At 76.5% G+C, this 1,784-nt stretch carries 1 protein-coding gene; it reads right to left on the bottom strand.

Features of this window, described 5'->3' with window-relative positions; translation table 11 throughout:
* Positions 1 to 1,784: transglutaminaseTgpA domain-containing protein (locus GTW08_RS11370; RefSeq protein WP_161151887.1), on the bottom strand; the 1,784-nt coding region annotated here is incomplete at both ends.

Genomic DNA, 1,784 nt, shown 5'->3' with positions numbered 1-1,784 from the left:
AGCACGACGGCGAGCACCGCGGCCGCCAGCAGCAGCGCCACGACCAGCGGCCACCAGGACCCGGTCGCGGCCGACGGCTGGTCGGCCGCCTGCTCCTCGGTGGGCGGAGGCTCGGGGGTGGGGCCACCGGCCTCGGGGGGCGGCGGCGTCGCGGACGGCTCGGGCTGCGGGGTCTGCTCGGCGGCGGTCGTGCCGCCGTCCTGCTCCCGGGCCTGCTGGACGTAGGCCGGGTCGATGGTGCGGCCGTCGGCGAGCGGGGTCGGGTCGAAGGTCATCCAGCCGTAGCCGGGGAACCACGCCTCGACCCACGCGTGGGCGTCCTCGGTGGTGATCGTGCGGGCCCCGGAGCCGTCGGCGTCGCCTGCGGTGAAACCGACCGCCACCCGGGCCGGGACGTCGACGGCGCGCAGCATGACCGCCATCGCCGAGGCGTACTGCTCGCAGTAGCCGGTCCGGCCGCGGGTCAGGAAGTCGACCAGGGCGTCGCCGTTGCCACCCGGCGCGGTCGCCAGGCTGTAGGTGAACGGGGAGCCGGGCCCGGTGAAGTGGTCCTCCAGCGCCATCGCCCGGTCGAACGGCGTCGTGGCCCCGGCGGTCACCTCCCGGGCGATCGCGGTGACCCGCGGGTCGACACCGTCGGCGTCGAGGTAGGACCGGTCGACCGTGGTCGGCCCGGACGCCGCGCGCAGCTGGTCGGCCGACGGCTCCGGCAGCCGCATCGACTGGGTCCAGCCGTCCTCGGACTGTGCGCGCTCGCTGTAGACGATGCCGCCGTCGGCGTCGTAGGCCCAGCTCGGTGAGTTCACCGCGATCCGGGTCGGGTCGCCGAACACCGGCAGCCAGTAGTCGCGGAAGCCCAGGTTCTCGACCTGCACGTCCTGCGACGCGGCCGGCCCGGACGTCGACGGCGGCAGCGGCCCGGTCAGCGGCACGCCCGGCAGCGGGCGCCCCGCCTTCCAGCCCTCCTGCGGCACGTAGGTCTGCAGGGTGAGTGCGCGCAGGTAGGTCGGGGTCCGGAGTCCACGGACGCCGAACAGCGGCCGCGGCTCGCTGCGGGTCAGCTGCCCGCGCAGCGAGGTGAACGGGTTCAGCCCGATCGAGCCGTCGGCGTCGCCCCCGGTCCCGCCGGTGGCGTCGAAGCGACCCGAGGTCCCCACCGACGATGCCAGCAGTCCGGCCAGCAGCGAGCCCACGACGGCGACCGCGACGACCGCGGCCCCGGCCGGGATCTGCCGCAGCCGGTCCGGACGCAGGAGCAGCAGCACGCCGTAGCCGAGCGTCGCCGCGACCACGGTCCACCAGGGCAGCAGGCCCGGCTGCAGCGCCGTCGGCACGGCGAACACCACCAGCAGCGGCACCCCGGCCGCGGCCGGGGCGGCCACGGTCACCGCGAGCCCGAACACCGCGATCGCGATCGTGCCGAACCCGAGGGTGACCAGCAGCAGGATCTCCGGGCTCGCCGCGACCGGCGGCAGGCCGCTGTCGATCTGCTGCCCGGCCCCGCCGAGCAGCCCCGCCAGCTCGGCGAACGCCGACGGCCCGGGGAGCACCCCGAGCACGCCGCTGCCGGTGAACCACGCGGTCACCAGCAGGACCAGGGCCAGCAGCTGGCCGGGCGCGACCAGCCAGGCCCGCAGCGGCAGCAGCAGGCCGCCGACCAGCGAGACCAGCACGACCGCGACGGCGGCGTGGGCGAACCAGGCCGCGCCCTGCACGACCGAGCTCATCGCCGTCCCGGCGAGCAGCACCGCGACGGCCGTCGCGACCGGTCCCAGTACGACCGC

The sequence above is a fragment of the Pseudonocardia sp. SID8383 genome, assembly GCF_009864975.1.
GTDB lineage: Bacteria > Actinomycetota > Actinomycetes > Mycobacteriales > Pseudonocardiaceae > Pseudonocardia > Pseudonocardia alni.
Note: the sequence above shows the minus strand (reverse complement) of the source record. Positions and strands in the feature narration are given on the sequence as shown.